Here is a 16,300-nt window from a genome sequence, read left to right as displayed (position 1 = left end):
GCAACGACGCGTGACAGCGGCACCGTGATACCTACCGTGCGTACTCCTGCAGGAACCGCACCAGCTCGGCGAGTTGTGGTGACGCGCCGGTGTCGGATCCGGTCAGGACATGGGTCGTGTCGTCCTCGATCGTGACCGTGTAGCTCATGCCGTCCCGCGCGGGATCCGGCCCGGCCGGCGGTCCGGGCTCCGCGCCGAGCGCGGCGGACGCCAGCCGGGCCAGTTCCGCCGCCTGGCCGGCCGGGAGCAGGGTCGTGTCGGCGACCCGGGCGGGGGTGTTCCGGTGGACAGCCGCCGCCAGGCCGCCGTGCTCCCGCAGGGACACCCGCACTCAGCGCCTGCCCGCGAGGGCCTGCACGTCGGCGGCGAGCGCCTGCACCTGGCCGGTGAGGCTCTCCAGCTGCTGGGAGAGCGATGCGATGGACCCGTTGCCGTTGCCGCGCGCGGCGGCCGGGACGCTGACCGCCACCCCGACCGCGTCCCACGCGTCGGCCACCGCCTGCTGTTCGGCGCTTCCGGCTCCGCACAGCTCGCCCGCCCTGCGATGCGTGGCGGCCGCGAAGTCGGCGAACTGCGTCAGGGGCGTCGAGTCCTTGAGTGCCTCGTACCAGATGTGCCCGGCGGCGTCCCACGAGTTGCCCCCGATCGCCGTGGCGACGAGGTGGAAGGCCTTGTTGGGGATGCCCGAGTTGATGTGCACCCCGCCGAAGTCGCCCTCCTCGGTGTCGGGCAGCTCGACGAAGTCGTTCATGTGTGCGGGCTGCGGGTCCTTGCCGAACAGCTCGTTGTCGAAGGCGGTGCCGGGTGCCTTGAGCGAGCGCAGCGCGTCGGCCTCGATGCCGGGCGTGAACACGTCGGCCCCGATGAGCCAGTCGGCGTCGGCCGCACTCTGCTTGAGCGCCCACTGCTTGACCATCGACCCGAAGACGTCGGACATGGACTCGTTCAGGGCGCCGGTCTGGTCGTGATACTCCCAGCCGGAGGTGAACTCGGTGACGCCGTGCGCCAGCTCGTGCGCGATGACGTCGAGCGAGCCGGTGAAGTCGCTGAAGACGCGCCCGTCCCCGTCGCCGAACACCATTTCGCTGCCGTCCCAGAATGCGTTGTTGTAGCGCAGGCCGCGGTGGACGTACCCGTGCAGACGCATACCACGGCCATCGATGGAATCGCGCTCGAAGACGTCCTTGAGGAATTGCCGGGTCAGCCCGAAACCGTCGTACGCGCGATTGACCGAGTCGTCGGCGACCGCCTCGTCGCCCTCGGTCCGGGCGATCGTCGCGAATCGCAGAATGATGCCGGTACGGCAGTCGAAGATGGTGCGGCGGCCACTGACCGGGGCGGCGGCGACGCCGGCGAGCAGCGACCGGACCTCACGCTGGCCGCGGAGCTGCGCGGTGGACACGAGGGTGGCGAGGGCGGCGCGGCGGATCTCGGCGTCGTCACTCTCGAGGAGGCTTTGCAGGATGTAGGGCGGCGTGATGCAGGGCAGACGGCGTCGGTCAATGGTCACGGCTTCACCTCCGTAAAGCACGGGAAATGGCGTCGCTGAAGCGCCTTTCGGCCAGCGGTCGCAGAATTCCCCCACCGTGACAGCGCCTCCGGCACCGGTCCAGCCCTCAGTCCAGATAACGACATCCGCCCACGCGGAAGAATTACGACAGCGAGCTGGCGGAACTGCTCTCCTGGCGGTCGGCGAAGTCCTGCACGGCCCGGGACGTGAGGTGGCGGTGCAGTCTCACGAGCTGACCGACCTCGCGGCGCATGGTCGACGCGGTGGCGCGGACGTCGGGCAGCAGCTCCTGGCCCGGCTCCTGATCGATCCGCGGCGCGCCGTCGCGGGCTCCGCGGCGGGTCGCCTCGATCCAGCAGGCGACGGCGAGAAGGCGGTCCGGGCCTGCGTACTGCGCGGCCTCCCGCAGCAGCCGGGGCGTGGCCCAGCCGTCGTGCAGGTGGGTGATGCTGTCGCGGATCTCGACGACCCGCTGGTGGAGCAGCTCCCAGCTGTCGCCCGGGCTCAGCAGGTCCACCGGGCGCGACCGCGGCTCGTGCAGCACGAGCTCCGGCGTCGCGCGCCTCAGCAGCAACCAGAGGCCGTACAGGCGCTGCCGCCGCCATTGGTAGAGCACGGACCTGCGGATCGGTTCCACCGCCGCGACCGAACAGGCCAGGGCGACCACCACGAACCGCGTGAAGGAGAACCAGAACCCGGCCACCGCGAGCTCGGCCGGCGTACCCGGGACGAACCACCGCACGGCCCGGATGGCCAGGTACGGCAGTTCGGCGCCGACGCCCAGCGCCAGGGCCAGCATGCTGAACCGCAGGACCGGGCTGCGCATCGACCGGGCGGTACGCCAGAAGATGCTCGCGGCGCCGGTCGCGGTCGTCGCCCCGTACCCGATCCAGGCGATGGCGTAGGCGATCCACCAGCCGTGGGCCTCCTTGCCGAACCGGTCGGCCTCCGGGGTGACGAGGAAGAGCACGACGGCGATGATCGCCATCACGGCGGCCGCGATCAGCGGCGCCCGGTGGGGCCTGGTCGAGCCGGGGTGAGCGGCCCGGTGCAGGTGCAGGGCGAACCACCACACAGCGGCGAAGTCGCTCAGCGCGACCAGGGCGACGACCAGCTCGCTGAGCTTGACCACACCGGTGGTGTCGTCGATCCACCGTGCTACGCCGGCCTGGATGGCCACCGAGCCGGCGGCGAGGCAGAACAGCACGACCCACGCCGGTCGCTGCTCCCGTCGGCGGACGGCCGGCAGGCGCAGGATCAGGACGGTCCAGACGACGATGAAGATCAGGCCACGGAGGCTCTCGACCCAGCTCGGCACCTCACGCACGGAAGGCCCCGAGCAGTTCCTCCGCGCGCCGCTCCGTCGCGCTCTGGTCCGGCGGAGCCAGCTGTCCCGCCGCCTTCAGCACCATCGACGCGAACGTCTCGGCGATCTCCTCCTCGACGCTGTCGCAGATGCGCGCGCTGTCCTGCTCGCCGGTGCGCTGCCTGCCGTGGCCGGCGAGCAGGTGGCAGATCTCGTGCAGGACGATGTGGTCGCGGTAGTAGCCGGTGGCCGAGGCGCGGTGGATGATCCGGTCATGGGTGCCGTCGGCGTACCACAGGCCCGAGGGGAGGCCCCGCAGCGAGACCGCGTGCACCGTCAAGGGGCGGCCGCGGGTGCGGGCCAGCTCCCGGCACAGCGCGTCGACGTCCCACGGCTGAGGCAGCTCGGGTAGCCGCGCGACGAGCCGTCCGGCGATGGCGCGCGTGTACTTGGACGTCACAGCCCTCTCCCTTTCCCGCCCCCGTGGGCATCGCCGGCTCACCCGCGGTCGGCGGGGTCGCGTTGTCCGTCCCGGGCCTTGACCATGTGGATGGCCTTCTCGATCGCCGCCAGCTCCTCCGGGCGCAGCGAGGAGAACCGCATCGCGAGCGTCTCCACGGACGGCAGGCCCTCCTGCTGCGGCGGCGGGCCGGCCGTGGGCACGAGCGCCGAGGGCGGGACACCGAGGAACCGGGCGAGCACGGCCCTCGTCCGGTCCGTGATGTTCGCGGCGTCGCCGCTGAGGATGTTGTGCATGTGGCCGTGCGAGATGGAGACGCCGTCGTTGGCGTCGCGGATGTGCCGGGCCAGCACGCGTACGGAGGGGACGCGCCCCCGGCCGTACCGCTCCTCCAGCAGCCTCACGACGGTGCCGGCCAGCCAGACGCCGGACGTGTCACCGGCAGGTGCGCCGTTCATCGCGTCACCCCTTCACCCGGACGCCCGCGAACAGGTCGTCCTCGGGTACCGGCGCCCCGCTGCGGTCGCGGGTGCGGATGTACGTCTCCCGGCCGAGCACCTCGGGCAGTTCCCCGGCGTAGAGCCGCTCGATCCAGGTGTCCCGGATCTGACTGGCGTGCGCCAGGACGGCGGCCTGCTTGCGGGCCACGACGGCCTCCACGTCGACCGTGGTGGTGATCCTCGCGTCCACATGCTCGGCCTCAGCCGTCGGCACCGCCGCCTCGTGCACCTGCCGCCAGTAGGAGGCGCCGAGCGCGATCCCGTACACCTTGACCGGGATGCCGGTCGCGTCCGCCGCCTCGTGCGCCGCCGCAGCGGTGTGGGAGTGGTCGGGATGGAAGCGCGCCTCCGGGTCGTACGTCACGACCACCTGGGGCCTGTACCGCTCGTAGAGCGTGGCGATCCGGCCGGCCACGACGCCGACCGGAACGTCGCTGAAGGCCCCGGCGCCGCGGTGCTGCGTGCCGGAGTCGTGGTAGCCGAGCGGCTCCAGGTCGCGAACGCCCAGGTGCGCGCAGGCGTTGCGCAGCTCGTCGAGGCGTACGGCGGCGACCGCCGAGGGATCGTGACCCGCCTGGCCGGGCATGGCGCCTCCCGGACCGGTGCCGTACTCCCCGTTGGTGCAGGTGACCAGGACGACTCGCACGCCCTGCCGCGCGTAGTGCGCGAGGGTGCCGCCGGTGTTGGTGGACTCGGGCCCGGGGTGGGCGTGCACCGCCATCAAGACCGGCTCCTGCGGGAGAACCATCGTCGAGGAGATCCCTTCATCGGCGATCGTCATTGACGTCGGTCAGTGTACGGCCCCCGTAATGATCCGATCCCCGCGCCGGATCGGCACGCCGCCACCCGCAATTGTCTACTGCGCCACAAATTGCACACGCGGTGTCACGCTGCCGAATGCATTCTATTGAGGACGGACGAGCATTGCCCGGGAAACGTGCTGGAGCAGCACATGTCATGTGTCCACTGTGGTGTCCAATGCTCTTGACACTCCCGAGACGCCCTCATAGGCTCGGTTCCGCCTTCATCGGATTTCCGCCAATGTGAAGGCGATCGAAATGACCCACGGGAACAGTTTGCAGGAGTGTTAACTCGTTAACATTCTCCGCCCGCAGCACGAGCGTTCCACCGCTCTGAGCGCCACGGCAAGTCATCGGGGGCGTCGCGCTCACCGCACCGGCAGGCTCGTGTGACCAGCTCCCCGCCGGCTCCAGGAGATCTCGCATGGCCAGGCATCTCACCACCGTGCTGACGGACGACATCGACGGCGGCCGGGCCGACCGTACGGTCGAGTTCGGCCTCGACGGCGTGACCTACACCATCGACCTCTCCGACCAGAACGCGGGGAGATTGCGCACGGCGTTACAGCCGTACCTGTCCGCCGCGACCCGCATCGGTCGCGGCGGAAAGCAGGAAGCACCGCGCGGTCGCGGCGGAAGAAGGGACGCGCCCCGCGGTCGCGGCGCAAAGCAGGACGCATCGCAAGGCTCCGCACGGGACCTGCACAACGCGATCAGGGAGTGGGCCAGCCGGACCGGCTACGAGCTGACCGGCCCCGGCCGCATGCCCCTCTCGGTCACCGAGGTCTTCCACCACGCGCACTGACCGTCGCCGGCTGCGTGGACGGTGCGGCGGACGGCTTCGGGATGCGGGCGGCGCACAGCAACCCGCCGGCCATGGCGAGCGCGTACAGGACCATCGCCGCCACGTACGATCCGGGACCGGGCAGGCCCGAGTCGCCGGCCGACCACGTCAGCACGGTGCCGCCCACGGTGGCGCCGAGGCTGCCCCCGACCGTACGCATGACGGTGTTGACCGCCGCGGAGACCCCGGTCTGGTCCGGTGGCACGGCCTCGACCACCAGGGATCCCACCGCCGCGAAGGCCAGGCCCACGCCCGCGCCCATCACCAGCACCGCCGTACAGACCTGCGGGAGCGAGCGGTGCAGGCCGGCCAGCATCAGGTACGCCGAACCGGCGACCGCCGTGCCGGCCATCAGCGCGGCCCGAGGACCGTGCCGGCGCACCATCCGGCTCTGCACGGGCATCACCATCAGCGTGCCGAGGGCGGTCGGCAGCATGATCAGCCCGACCACCGTGGGTCCGGCCCGAAGCCGATCCCGCTGCTCGCCGGCTGGCTGACCAACAACGGCACCAGCATCCACGAGCCGAACATGCCGAAGCCGAGCAACAGCGTGGCCGCGTTCGTGGCCCGCACGGTCGGCAACGCGAGCGTCCGCAGGTCCACCAGGGGATGCCGGGCGCGGCGCTGCCGGCTCACCCAGTACGCCGCGAGCGGCGGCACGGCCAGGCCGGGCAGGAGCACCTGCGACGACGCCCACCCGTACGTGCCGCTGAAGCTGATCGCGAGCAGCAACAGGCCGAGCCAGGTGGCGAGCAGCACGGCGCCGGACCAGTCGATCCGGCCGTCGTCGCGGCGCCGGGTGCCGGCCGGCAGCAGCGCCGCCACCGGGATCATGGCCAGCGCCGAGACCAGCGCCGGTACGCCGAACAGCCAGCGCGACGAGACCACCGACAGCATCGGGCCGGCGGCCACGGTGCCGGCCGCTCCGCCCACGCTCATGACGGTGGAGACCGCCACGAAGGCCCGCGGGCGCCGGTGCGCCGGCAGCTGGTCGCGGATCAGCGCGAAGCAGAGCGGGAAGACGGCGCCGCCGAGGCCCTGCACGGCCCGCCCGGCGACCATCAGCCCGAGCCCGTCGGCGGCCGCGGACAGCGCCGACCCGGCGCTCATCGCGGCGAGCGCGCCGAGCAGGACGCGGCGTTTGCCGTGCAGGTCGGCGAGCCGGCCGAGCAGCGGCGTGGAGACACATCGGGGTTCATCGTGCAGTGCGGCGGAGCCGCCTAAGTGACTCAGCCGCGCTGAGCAGGAAGGCGGTCAGGATCCAGGCGCCCCCGGCCGGGGTGGTGCCCAGCTCCCGCTGGAAGACGGAGAGCGCGGGCACCACCAGGGACTGCAGGACCGAGTAGGCCGCCGTGGCGAGGCAGAGGCCGCCCAGGACGGCCCTGCCCCGCGGCGGTGTCACGGCAGGACCGCGGGACTGCGGTCGGCCGTGTTGCGGTTCGCCGGGCGCGGCAGCCCGTAGTGCTCGCGCAGCGTACGCCCGGTGTACTCGGTGCGGAACCGGCCGCGTTCCTGCAGGATCGGCACCACCTCGTCGACGAAGCGTTCCAGCGAGGACGGCAGCACCGGCGGCATGATGTTGAAGCCGTCGGCGGCGCCGGCGTCGTACCAGTGCAGAAGCGCGTCCGCGACCTGGGCGGGCGTACCGGCGAAGGTGAGGTGCCCGCGGCCGCCGCCGAGCCGGGCGATGATCTGGCGGACGGTGAGCCGCTCCCGGCGGCCGAGGTTGACCACCAGCGTGCGCCGGCTCTTGGCGCCCTCGATCTGCTCCTCCTCCGGCAGGGACGCCGGCAGCTCCTCGTCGAGCCGCAGGTCCGCGACGTCGACGCCGAGCAGCTCGGCGAGGCCGGGCAGGGCGAACTCGGGCCGGATGAGCCGGTTCAGCTCGGCGTCGAGCTCGCGGGCCTCGGCCTCGGTGGCGCCGATCAGCGGCACGATGCCGGGCAGGATCTTCACCCCGTCCGGGTCCCGGCCGTGCTCGGCCGCGCGGCGCTTGAGGTCGTCGTAGAACTCCTGCGCATCGGCGAGCGTCTGGTGCGCCGTGAACACCGCCTCGGCGTAGCGGGCGGCGAAGTTGCGGCCGTTCTCCGAGGAGCCGGCCTGCACCAGCAGCGGGTGGCCCTGCGGGGTACGGGGCACGTTGAGCGCCCCGGCGACCCGGTAGTAGCTGCCCTCGTACGCCGGTGGGTAGATCTTGTCGCTGTCGCCCCAGACCCCGCTCTCCTTGTCCGCGACCACGGCGTCGTCGTCCCAGGAGTCCCACAGCTTCAGGGACACGTCGACGAACTCGGCCGCCCGCTCGTAGCGCTCGCGGTGCGCGGGCAGATGGTCCAGGTTGAAGTTGCGGGCAGCGTCGAGCCCGGCGGTGGTGACGATGTTCCAGCCGGCCCGGCCGCCGCTGACGACGTCCAGCGACGCGAACCGCCGGGCCAGGTTGTACGGCTCGTTGTAGGTGGTCGACGCGGTGGCGATGAGGCCGATCCGCTCGGTCGCCCCGGCGAGCGCGGTGAGCAGGACGGTCGGTTCCAGCACGCCGGACGGACGACGTTCCACCTGGTCCCACAGCACGGGGCCGTCGGCCAGGAAGAGCGAGTCGAGCTTGCCGCGCTCGGCGATGCGCGCCAGGTTCTTGTAGTGCTCGACGTCGGCGGCGGCGTACGGGTCGCTCTCCGGCAGCCGCCACGCCGCCTCGTGGTGACCGACGCCCATGAGGAAGGCGTTGAGGTGCAGCTGTCCCGGGCGGCTCATCAGGCCGCCTGCGGGGTGTAGTGGGCCGCGTCGTCGCCCTCGAGCAGGTAGCTCTTGCCGCCGTCGGCCCCGACCGGGATGTCCCCGGCGACGGTCACGCGGTGCAGCTTGCGGGGCAGGTCGCCGTAGTCGTCGGCGGCGTAGTGCTGGGTGGCGCGGTTGTCGAAGATGACGACGTCGCCGACCGCCCAGCGGTGGCGCAGGGTGTTCTCGGGCCGGGTCACGTACGCCTGCAGCAGCCGCAGGATGTCCCGCGACTCGGTCTTGGACAGCCCTATGAGGCTGCTCGCGAAGCCGCCGATGAAAAGGTTGGGCGTGCCCGACTCGGGATGGATGCGCACCACCGGGTGCGCGGTGCGGTAGCGCTTGGACACGAAGACCTTGTGGTACTCCTCGACCTCGTCCGTGCGGAACTGCGGGTGCTCGGCGTAGTCGTGGTCGTTGCTGTGCACGGCCCACAGCCGGTCGGCGAGCAGGCGCAGGTGCTCGGGCAGGTCGGCGTACGCGGCCGCGGTGTTGGCGAACAGGGTGTCACCCCCGTACGGCGGGACGACGAGGCTGCGTAGCGTGGTGGCCTTCGGCGGGGTGACGACGAACGTCACGTCGGTGTGCCAGGAGTTGGCGCGCGCGCCCTCGCCACCCTGCACCGGCAGGATGTTGGCCTGGCCGTCGACGGAGGGCACCGTCGGGTGGGCGGTGGTCAGCGGCCCGAACGCGGAGGCGAAGCGCAGGTGCGCGTCGTCGTCCAGGTCCTGCCCGTGGAACACCAGCACCTTGTGCTCGACAAGGGCCTGGTTCAGCTCCTGCTTCAGCGCGTCGTCGATCGGCTGGGAGAGGTCGACGCCTTCGATCTCGGCACCGATGCGGCCCCCGATGCGGCGGATGGTCATGGTGGTGTTCCTTTCAGTTGGCGGTGCGCCAGGTCGAGAAGCGGCGCTCGGTGAGCACGAGCAGCTGGTTGACGAGCAGGCCGATGCCGGAGATCGTGATGATCCCGGCGTACATGTCGGGCACGGCGAAGTTGTACTGCGCGTAGTTGATGAGGTATCCGAGGCCGGCCTTGGCGCCGACCATCTCGGCGGCGATGAGGATGAGGATCGAGTACGCGCCGGCCAGCCGGATGCCCGTGAAGATGGTCGGCACCGCGGCCGGCAGCACCACCTTCTGGAACAGCCGCAGCGGGCCCAGGTCCAGCGAGCGCGCCGACTTGATCAGCAGGGGGTCGACGGTGCGCACCCCGCTGATCGTGTTGAGCAGGATGGGCCAGGCGCAGGCGTAGAAGATGATCGCCACCTTCGACGTCTCGCCGAGCCCGAGGATGAGCACGAACACCGGCAGGATCGCCAGCGCCGCGGTGTTGCGGAACACCTCGAGCAGGGGGTTGAGCAGGTTCGCCACCGGCCGGTACCAGCCGATGAGCAGGCCGAGCGGGATGGCCGCGACGATCGCGAGGCCGAACCCGGCCAGCGAGCGGGTCAGGCTGGCCTGCACGTGGTTCCACAGCTCGCCCGACTGCGCGAGCTGCCACCACGCCGCCAGCACCTCGGACAGCGGCGGCAGGAACGTCGCGTCGACGATGCCCAGCCGGGGGAAGACCTCCCATACCGCGGCCAGCGCGGCGATCGCGACGGTCCGGGTCGCGACCGCGCCGACGGTACGCAGCACGGGTACGCGCGCGATCCTCCCGACCGCACGACGCGGCACGGGTAACACGACACTAGACACGGGCCGTCTCCTTCTCATCCAGGCCGAGCTCGGCGTTGCGGGCCTTGTGGACCTCGTCGCGCAGCAGGTTCCAGATCACGTGCCGGTAGTGGGCGAACTCGGGGTCCGACCGCAGGTCCTCGGTGGCCGAGCGGGCGGTGAGCGGGATGTCCACCACCTCCTTGATCCGGCCGGGACGCGAGGTCATCACCGCGACCCGCTGCCCGAGGTAGACGGCCTCGTCGATGCCGTGGGTGATGAAGACGACGGTCTTGCCGGTCTTCTCCCAGATCCGCAGCAGCTCGTCCTGCAGCCCGTCGCGGGTCTGCGCGTCGAGGGCCGCGAACGGCTCGTCCATCAGCAGCACGTCGGGGTCGAAGGCGAGGCTGCGTGCGATCGCCACGCGCTGCTTCATGCCGCCGGAGAGCTCGTGCGGGTACCGGTCGTGGAAGCCGGCGAGCCCCACGAGGTCCAGGTACTCGCGGGCCCGTCCGGCGCGCTCGCGGCGCGGCACGTGCTTGGCCTCGAGGCCGAACTCGACGTTGCCCTGCGCCGTACGCCAGGGCAGCAGCGCGTACTGCTGGAAGACGACGCCCCGGTCCAGGCCCGGGCCGGTGACCTCGGTGCCGTCGACGAGGATCCGCCCGCTGCTCACCCGGGTGAGACCGCCGAGCAGGTCGAGCAGGGTGGACTTGCCGCAGCCGCTGGGGCCGACGATGACCAGGAACTCCCCGGCCCGGACCTCGAGGTCGATGTCCTGCAGCGCGGTGACCGTGGTACCGCGCGCCTGGAACACCTTGCCGACGTTCTGGAAGCGGATCTTCGCGTCGCTCACTGCGCGCCACCGCCCGAGGCGAGCCCGTTGTACTCGTTGGTGTACAGGTCGGAGGGCTTGAGGTCCTTGCTCTTGATCTCGCCGGTGCTGCTCAGCCACTCGATCCAGGTGCTGAAGTCCTTGTCGGTGATGGCGCCGCCCTTGCTGGACACCCCGTAGCTCTTCCAGAACTTGAGCTGGGTGTCGTCCTCGTTGCGCCCGCGCTTGGCGATGATGTCGCGGAACCGGGCGATCACCACGTCCCGGGGCTGCGTCCGCGACCATTCGATGGCCTTGGCGACGCCCGTGGTGAACGTCTTCACCGTCTCGGGGTTCTTCTTCAGGAAGTCGTTGCGCAGCACGTAGCTGCCGCCGGTGAACGCGCCGAGCAGCTCGAAGTCGGAGTAGAGCGGGCGGATGCCGCCGCGCTCGAGGGCCTTGTCGCGCAGCGGCCCGCTGAGCGAGGCGACGTCGATCTGGCCCTGCCGCAGCGACTGCTCGGTGTTGACCGGCGGCACCACGATCAGCTCGACCTGCTTGATCTGCTCCGGAGTGAGGCCGTTGCGGCTCAGGTAGGTCTTGGTCACCGCCTCGGCGTGCGCGCCCAGCGTGTTGACGCCGATCTTCTTGCCGATGAGGTCCTTGGCCGTCTTGATCGGACTGTCCGCCTTCACGTAGAAGCCGTTGTAGGTGTCCTTGTCGGCGCCGTAGTAGCCGATCACCGCGGTGATCGGCGCCTTGTTGGCCTTGAGCTTGACGATCGCGCCGTTGAAGGCGCCGCCGAAGTCGATGTCGCCGGTGGTCGCGGCCTGGATGTCCTGCGGGCCGCTGATCGTGTTGCCGATCCACTTGAGCTTGACGTCGCCGAGGTAGCCGAGGTCCTCGGCCAGCTCCGGCGGGGTCACCTGGCCGACCCAGCCCTGATATCGCAGCTCCTTGACGTTCTTGGCGGCGGCGGCGCCACTCGAGCCGCATCCGGACAGGGCGGCCGCGGCGAGGGTGGCGGCCAGGGCGGCCGCCACGGCGGCTCTGGTCATCTTCATGGGGAGCTCCTTGCTGCGGGTAGGTGCCATCGGCTCCCGGTGGCGGCGTCGCCATCCGGGCAGGGGCAGGTTTCATCGCGCCGGCTCGCGGCGGTCGTCATGCGAGAAGGAGGTCGGGCGTTGGTGCGCTGTGCTCGCCCGGCGACTCAACAGGTGCAGGTACACACCCGGAGGTAGTCGACGAAGCGGCGTCGGGTGAGACGCTTGCTCCGGTTCATGTCAGCAACGTAAGGGCCCGCCTCCGCCCCCGTCAGCCACTTTGTGACCCAGGTCACATATATTTCCCATAGAGTGGGTGGGATATGCGGACCGCTCGCGTCCGCGGAGGTTTGCCGCCGCCGAACCCGGGCAGGGAAGGACGATCCCCGCAGATCACGACCGAAGGTGACACCATGCCGGAAGCCGCGCTCGAAGACCTCATGGAGTCCTGTCGCGACTATGTGGTCCGGCAGGCGCTCCTCCTGCAGCGGGCGGAGGCGGCCGGCCTGCCACCGGCCCTGCTGTGCGCGATGGAGGCCGCGCTCGAACAGCTCACCGCCGCGACCCGCCACGCCGGCGAGCGGACGGGCAGCATCGGCCAGCACGAGGACGTCTGACCGCGCGGTCGGCCGATCAGCTCTTCGCGATCCGGGCGTGCAGGTCCACGGTCTCCGGTGACGGAAGCGCGCCGAGCTGCTCGTCGAGGAGGCCGGCGAGCTGCTCGTACTGGCGCAGAGCCCGTCCCCGGTCACCCAGCGCGGCGTGGCAGCGCATCAGGCCGCGATGCGCCGCCTCCATCAGCGGGTCGTGCGCCACCAGGCGGGTGAAGACCTCCGCGGCTTCCGCGAAGCGGCGCTCCCGGGCGAGCAGGATGCCGAGCGTACGGAGCACGTACTCGTACTCGCGCCGCAGGTCCTCACGGTGCTGCTCGGCCCACGCACCGGCAGGCACGTCGCTGAGGAAGTCCCCCGGGTAGCGGTCCGCCGCCTCGGTCAGGGCGGTGATCGCGGCCGGTGTGGTGCCGTGGGCGCGGGCAGTTGCTGCCGCCGTACGGAAGTCATCGGCGTCGTAGCGCAGTGGCAGCACCGGCTCGACCCGGTAGATGCCGCCGGCGTACCGGACCCGCAGCGCGTCGCCGACCGCGCGCCGCAGCATCTTCAGGCAGGTGTGGAAGCTGTTGCGCAGCTCGGCGCCGGAGGCGTCGGGCCAGAGCGCGAGGCCGATCTCGGCCTTGGTGCCCGGCCGGGTCAGCAGGTGGAACAGCAGCTCGCGCGGCTTGGCGTAGGTCCAGTCCTCCGGGCCCAGCTCGCGGCCCGTCACCGTGACCCGGGTGCGGCCGAGAGCGCGGACGACCACCTCGCCCGGCGCCGGAACCGCGGCGGGACTCTCCGGTTCCAGGGCGGCCGTGACGGCCTGCTCGACCGAGAGGCTGCGGCCGTCCGTGGTCGCGCGCTCCAGCTGGTCGGCGCTCAGCGCGGCCCGGACCGCCTGCTGCCGCCGCTCCTGCCCGGCGCGGTCGCACGGCGGCAGCGGGGTGCCGATCAGCTCGCGCAACCGTGCCGCGGCGGCGAGCAGCCGGGCACCGTGGACCGGGTCGGCGTGGCCCGCCAGCGCCTCCAGGACACTCGCGGTGCGCCACCGGTCACCCAGCTCGTGGTGGACCTCGAGGCTGTGGCGCAGCAACCGGACGGCCTCCGCCCGTTCCCCGTGGGCCGCCGCGATCAGCCCGAGCTGTTCGTTCGCCCAGGCGGTCCCCTCGCGCAGTCCGAGCCGGTCGGCGATGGCAAGACTCTGCTCCAGCAGAGTGCGCGCGGCGCCCGCATCGCCGCGGCGGAACATCCCGGCGGCGAGGTCCACGAGGGCCCCGGCCAGTCCCTCGTCGTCGCCGAGCTCACGGAAGCGGCGTACCGCGTCGGTGGACGCCTCGATCGCGGCCGGGTAGTCGCCCTCCAGCCAGGCGGTGAAACCCGTCGACTTGATCGCCCGTGCCACCGCGGCGGGGTCGCCGCGGCGCCGGCCGATGGCCAGCACCTCCTCGTGGTGGCGGTGGGCCTCGGCGTACCGTCCCTGTTCACGGGCGATGCTGGCCAGGCTCTGCACCGCCGCCGCGGTCCCGCGATCGTCGCCGGTCGCCGTGTAGAGCCGCCGGGCCTGGGACAGACGCGCCTCGGCCTGCTGGTACTCGCACTGCAGGAACTCGAGCGTGCCCAGCGCCGTGAGGGCCTTGGCGCGCGCCGCCGGGGCGGCCGTCTCCTCCATCGCGGACACGGCCGCCGCCAGCCACTGCCGTCCCTCGGCGTACTGGCCGCTGAGCCGCCAGTACCGGCCCAGCGCGCCGGCCAGGCGTACGCCCAGACCCGGGTCGTGATGCCGCGACCAGCTCAGCGCGGCCCGCAGGTTGCCACGGTCGTGGTGCAGCCGGTCCAGCCACGGCCGCAGCTCGGCGCCGGCGAGGCCCTGCTCGGCTCGTTCGGCCAGCTCGAGCATGAAGCAGGCATGCCGGATGGCGGTGGTGCCCGCCCGGTCGCCGAGGTGCTCAGCCGCGTACTGGCGCACGACCTCGAGCAACCGGTAGCGCTCCTCGGCGCCGTCGGTGCGGGCCTGCACGAGCGACTTGTCGACGAGCCGGGTGAGCAGCTCCAGCGTGTCCAGGACACCGGCGTCGTCACCGGCGACGGCCGCCGCGGCGGCGAGGCTGAAGCCTCCGCGGAAGACCGACAGCCGCGCGAAGAGGTCGCGTTCGGCGGCAGGCAACAGCTTCAGGCTCCAGTCGAGAGTGGCCCGCAGCGTGGCCTGCCGTGGTGCGGCGTCGCGGTCGGAGCCGACCAGCAGGGACACGGCGTCGTCCAGCCAGGCGACGATCTTCGGCAGGGGCAGCACCCGCAGCCGCGCCGCGGCGAGCTCCAGGGCGAGCGGCATGCCGTCCAGCCGGCGGCACAGCCGCGCGACGTCGGCCGCGTTGGCGTCGGTCACGGCGAAATCCGGCCGCACCAGGCGGGCCCGGTCGGTGAACAGCTGCACCGCCTGGCTGTCGGACAGCCCCTCCAGCAACCAGGTGGTCTCCCCCGCCGCGGCGAGCGGCTCCCGGCTGGTGGTGAGGATCCGCAGCCCGGGACACGCGCGCAGCAGCTCGCCGGCGAGCGCGGCGCAGTCCGCGACGAGGTGCTCGCAGTTGTCGAGCACGAGCAGGACCTCCCGCCGGCTCAGGTGCGCGGCGACCGCGTCCGCCAGGGAGCGGCCCGGGACCTCGGCCACCTGCACCGCATCGGCCACGGTGGACAGCAGCAGGGCCGGCCGGTCCAGCTGGGCCAGCGAGACCCACCACGCCGGCTGAGCGCCGTCCGCGGCGAACCGGTCCCGCACCACCCTGGCCAGGCGGGTCTTGCCGCTGCCACCCGGGCCCACCAGGCTCAGCAACCGGGTCCGGCGTGCCGCGGCGAGCAGGGCGGCGATCTCCGCCTCGCGCCCGATGAAGCGGGTGAGCGGCGAGCCGCCCGCGGGCGCGACGGCGGCGTGCGGTGGTGCTGGGGCTGTTCCGACGGTCACCCGCCCCAGCGTCGAGCCGGCCGGGACATCGGTCAAGGCGAATGTCGGCTACCCGGCGGGCCGCCGGCCTGCGTCCCCCCGCACTTCCCCCCGCGGCACCCCGCGCCGGCCCCCGCAGCCGCGCCGCAGCATCAATGCGTTCCCGGCGCCCGGACGACGGGCCGCCACGACCGAGGGAGAACCACCGATGCGCACCAACCTGCTCCGCCGGCGCCTCACCCGGCTCGCCGTCACCGCGGCCGCCGTACCGGTGACGCTGCTGCCGCTGTCGGCCGCACCGGCCGCCTCGGCCGCCGCCGCGCCCACCTTCACGAGGATCGACGGCGCCGCCGCCGACGCCGCGGGGCTGAAGCCGACCGTCGACGCCTTCCGCGGACTGCTCGGCAACCCCGACAACGGCAGCACGCCGGGCAGCCAGCCCGCCGGCCGCCGCGAGATCAACTGGGACGGTACGCCGGACGCCCAGGCGGCGCCGAACGCGCTGCCCCGCGACTTCTTCAACACCACCGTGCCCCGCGGCGCGGTGTTCTCCACGGCTGCCGGCAACCGGTTCCAGGTGAGCGCCGACACCGACAACCCGACCCACACGCCCGTCCGCTTCGGCAACATCAACACTCAGTACCCGGGCATCTTCGGGACGTTCAGCCCGCAGCGGCTCTTCACCCCGGTGGGCACCAACCAGATGAGCATCACGTTCTTCAGCCCCGGCACACACACGCCGGCCACGGTGAAGGGCTTCGGCGCCGTCTTCACCGACGTCGACAAGGCCGACACGACCAAGATCGAGCTGTACGACCGCTGGGGCGCCCGCCTCTGGTGGCACGCCGTACCCAAGGGCACGACGGCGTCCAAGAGCCTGTCGTTCCTGGGTGTCAAGACCGACGCGGAGATCTACGAGGTCCGCATCACCACCGGCAACGCGCCGCTGAGCAGCACCAACACCGACACCTCCACGCGCGACGTGGTCGTCATGGACGACTTCGTCTACGGGGAGCCCACGGCGCTGTCCTGAAGGGGGGGGCGGCGGGGTGACCGGGGCGGCGTCC

The 16,300-nt window shown here is 72.1% G+C and carries 17 protein-coding genes; 3 read left to right on the top strand and 14 right to left on the bottom strand.

Going from position 1 to position 16,300, the window contains the following annotated elements; genetic code table 11:
* Positions 1-31: 31 nt before the first annotated feature.
* From AB0J80_RS30770 to AB0J80_RS30745, 6 genes are all read right to left on the bottom strand, one after another.
* Complete coding sequence (locus AB0J80_RS30770; protein ID WP_364711877.1) at positions 32-331, bottom strand: protealysin inhibitor emfourin; 300 nt, start codon at positions 329-331, stop codon at positions 32-34.
* On the bottom strand, positions 332-1,510 hold the full coding sequence (locus AB0J80_RS30765; protein WP_364711874.1) for a M4 family metallopeptidase: 1,179 nt from the start codon (positions 1,508-1,510) through the stop codon (positions 332-334).
* A gap of 142 nt (positions 1,511-1,652) precedes the next feature.
* Entirely contained in the window at positions 1,653-2,837 is a 1,185-nt protein-coding gene (locus AB0J80_RS30760) for an MAB_1171c family putative transporter (protein ID WP_364711871.1), read from the bottom strand.
* Positions 2,830-3,276: a hypothetical protein gene (locus AB0J80_RS30755; RefSeq protein ID WP_364711869.1), complete on the bottom strand. Its 447-nt coding sequence runs from the start codon at positions 3,274-3,276 to the stop codon at positions 2,830-2,832. The genes AB0J80_RS30760 and AB0J80_RS30755 overlap by 8 nt, the downstream gene beginning before the upstream one ends.
* Before the next feature lie 38 nt (positions 3,277-3,314).
* The gene (locus tag AB0J80_RS30750) at positions 3,315-3,734 is read right to left on the bottom strand and encodes a hypothetical protein (protein WP_364711866.1); all 420 of its coding nucleotides are present in this window, start codon (positions 3,732-3,734) and stop codon (positions 3,315-3,317) included.
* Positions 3,735-3,738: 4 nt separating this feature from the next.
* On the bottom strand, positions 3,739-4,557 hold the full coding sequence (locus AB0J80_RS30745; RefSeq protein WP_364711863.1) for a PIG-L family deacetylase: 819 nt from the start codon (positions 4,555-4,557) through the stop codon (positions 3,739-3,741).
* A 443-nt stretch (positions 4,558-5,000) separates the two neighbouring features.
* Between AB0J80_RS30745 and AB0J80_RS30740 the strand changes: the two genes are divergently transcribed.
* Positions 5,001-5,381, top strand: a complete 381-nt coding sequence (locus AB0J80_RS30740) for an Lsr2 family protein (protein ID WP_364711861.1) — start codon at positions 5,001-5,003, stop codon at positions 5,379-5,381.
* Here AB0J80_RS30740 and AB0J80_RS30735 read toward each other — a convergent pair.
* From AB0J80_RS30735 to AB0J80_RS30705, 7 genes are all read right to left on the bottom strand, one after another.
* Positions 5,353-5,871: an MFS transporter gene (locus AB0J80_RS30735; protein ID WP_364711859.1), complete on the bottom strand. Its 519-nt coding sequence runs from the start codon at positions 5,869-5,871 to the stop codon at positions 5,353-5,355. The genes AB0J80_RS30740 and AB0J80_RS30735 overlap by 29 nt on opposite strands.
* Positions 5,859-6,593, bottom strand: coding sequence for an MFS transporter (locus AB0J80_RS30730; RefSeq protein WP_364712055.1), 735 nt, complete (start codon positions 6,591-6,593; stop codon positions 5,859-5,861). Before AB0J80_RS30730 ends, AB0J80_RS30735 begins: the two co-directional genes overlap by 13 nt.
* A gap of 225 nt (positions 6,594-6,818) precedes the next feature.
* A complete protein-coding gene (locus AB0J80_RS30725) occupies positions 6,819-8,168 on the bottom strand; it encodes an LLM class flavin-dependent oxidoreductase (protein ID WP_364711856.1) in 1,350 nt (449 codons plus the stop codon).
* Positions 8,168-9,058, bottom strand: a complete 891-nt coding sequence (locus AB0J80_RS30720; protein ID WP_364711853.1) for a TauD/TfdA family dioxygenase — start codon at positions 9,056-9,058, stop codon at positions 8,168-8,170. The genes AB0J80_RS30725 and AB0J80_RS30720 overlap by 1 nt, the downstream gene beginning before the upstream one ends.
* 13 nt (positions 9,059-9,071) lie before the next feature.
* Entirely contained in the window at positions 9,072-9,893 is an 822-nt protein-coding gene (locus AB0J80_RS30715) for an ABC transporter permease (protein ID WP_364711852.1), read from the bottom strand.
* The gene (locus AB0J80_RS30710; protein WP_364711850.1) at positions 9,886-10,707 is read right to left on the bottom strand and encodes an ABC transporter ATP-binding protein; all 822 of its coding nucleotides are present in this window, start codon (positions 10,705-10,707) and stop codon (positions 9,886-9,888) included. Before AB0J80_RS30710 ends, AB0J80_RS30715 begins: the two co-directional genes overlap by 8 nt.
* Positions 10,704-11,729: an ABC transporter substrate-binding protein gene (locus AB0J80_RS30705; RefSeq protein WP_364711848.1), complete on the bottom strand. Its 1,026-nt coding sequence runs from the start codon at positions 11,727-11,729 to the stop codon at positions 10,704-10,706. The genes AB0J80_RS30710 and AB0J80_RS30705 overlap by 4 nt, the downstream gene beginning before the upstream one ends.
* Positions 11,730-12,121: 392 nt before the next feature.
* On the opposite strand from AB0J80_RS30705, the gene AB0J80_RS30700 reads away from it, so the two are divergent.
* Entirely contained in the window at positions 12,122-12,325 is a 204-nt protein-coding gene (locus tag AB0J80_RS30700) for a hypothetical protein (protein WP_364711845.1), read from the top strand.
* A 16-nt stretch (positions 12,326-12,341) separates the two neighbouring features.
* Here AB0J80_RS30700 and AB0J80_RS30695 read toward each other — a convergent pair whose 3' ends face one another.
* The gene (locus tag AB0J80_RS30695) at positions 12,342-15,254 is read right to left on the bottom strand and encodes a BTAD domain-containing putative transcriptional regulator (protein WP_364711844.1); all 2,913 of its coding nucleotides are present in this window, start codon (positions 15,252-15,254) and stop codon (positions 12,342-12,344) included.
* A 187-nt stretch (positions 15,255-15,441) separates the two neighbouring features.
* On the opposite strand from AB0J80_RS30695, the gene AB0J80_RS30690 reads away from it, so the two are divergent.
* Positions 15,442-16,266, top strand: a complete 825-nt coding sequence (locus AB0J80_RS30690) for a hypothetical protein (protein WP_364711842.1) — start codon at positions 15,442-15,444, stop codon at positions 16,264-16,266.
* Positions 16,267-16,300 lie beyond the last annotated feature (34 nt).

Source organism: Actinoplanes sp. NPDC049548 (assembly GCF_040676695.1).
In the GTDB taxonomy this organism is placed as follows: Bacteria; Actinomycetota; Actinomycetes; order Mycobacteriales; family Micromonosporaceae; genus Actinoplanes.
Note: the sequence above shows the minus strand (reverse complement) of the source record. Positions and strands in the feature narration are given on the sequence as shown.

Bases quoted from the DNA above. Each gene is read 5' to 3' on its own strand.
- AB0J80_RS30750 (WP_364711866.1), bottom strand. From the start codon at position 3,734: ATGAACGGCGCACCTGCCGGTGACACGTCCGGCGTCTGGCTGGCCGGC.
- AB0J80_RS30745 (WP_364711863.1), bottom strand. From the start codon at position 4,557: ATGACGATCGCCGATGAAGGGATCTCCTCGACGATGGTTCTCCCGCAG.
- AB0J80_RS30740 (WP_364711861.1), top strand. From the start codon at position 5,001: ATGGCCAGGCATCTCACCACCGTGCTGACGGACGACATCGACGGCGGC.
- AB0J80_RS30725 (WP_364711856.1), bottom strand. From the start codon at position 8,168: ATGAGCCGCCCGGGACAGCTGCACCTCAACGCCTTCCTCATGGGCGTC.
- AB0J80_RS30720 (WP_364711853.1), bottom strand. From the start codon at position 9,058: ATGACCATCCGCCGCATCGGGGGCCGCATCGGTGCCGAGATCGAAGGC.
- AB0J80_RS30705 (WP_364711848.1), bottom strand. From the start codon at position 11,729: ATGAAGATGACCAGAGCCGCCGTGGCGGCCGCCCTGGCCGCCACCCTC.
- AB0J80_RS30700 (WP_364711845.1), top strand. From the start codon at position 12,122: ATGCCGGAAGCCGCGCTCGAAGACCTCATGGAGTCCTGTCGCGACTAT.
- AB0J80_RS30690 (WP_364711842.1), top strand. From the start codon at position 15,442: ATGCGCACCAACCTGCTCCGCCGGCGCCTCACCCGGCTCGCCGTCACC.